The sequence below is a fragment of the Paenarthrobacter sp. PPS72 genome, from assembly GCF_048537125.1.
GTDB classification, from domain to species: domain Bacteria; phylum Actinomycetota; class Actinomycetes; order Actinomycetales; family Micrococcaceae; genus Arthrobacter; species Arthrobacter nitroguajacolicus_E.
The window spans coordinates 733-1,117 of record NZ_JBLYIE010000033.1 but is presented as its reverse complement, the minus strand read 5'-3'; the positions used below and the strand labels follow the sequence as shown (position 1 = coordinate 1,117).

General features: G+C 65.5%; 1 protein-coding gene. It reads right to left on the bottom strand.

Annotated features, from left to right (window positions below):
• Positions 1 to 145: 145 nt before the first annotated feature.
• A partial coding sequence (locus ACLRGI_RS14440; protein ID WP_419202317.1) for a transposase occupies positions 146 to 385 on the bottom strand: 240 nt, incomplete at its 5' end.

The window sequence follows — 385 nt, the reverse complement described above, 5'->3', positions numbered from 1 at the left end:
CTAAGCCTCGATCCACCGGGCGGGTTTTGATTGGGTGGGATCGTTCTGATCCTGGTCAGGGTTTCGGTCTGAGGGCGTGAGGGAGTTCCCGGCCTTGCTGCCGGTTGTGTTCCGTGGTCCTGGTTGCGCCGGGTTGGCTGGGTGGTCAGATAGCGGTCATCCGGGGTGGGCCGCAGGCCGCTTCGAAGAGGCGTGACCATCCGGTTTCCCAGGGCCAGTGTGCGGGCAGGTGCAGGATGATCTTCCGTGCCGAGGTTGCGATTCTGGCGGGGACGGTGATGAGTTTTCGGCGGATGGTGCCGCTGCGTGCTTTGCCCAGGTCAGGGCCGGCGAGGCTGCCGATGGCGCGGGAGAGGTTGAAGGCGATGCTCGCCAGGACCAGCCA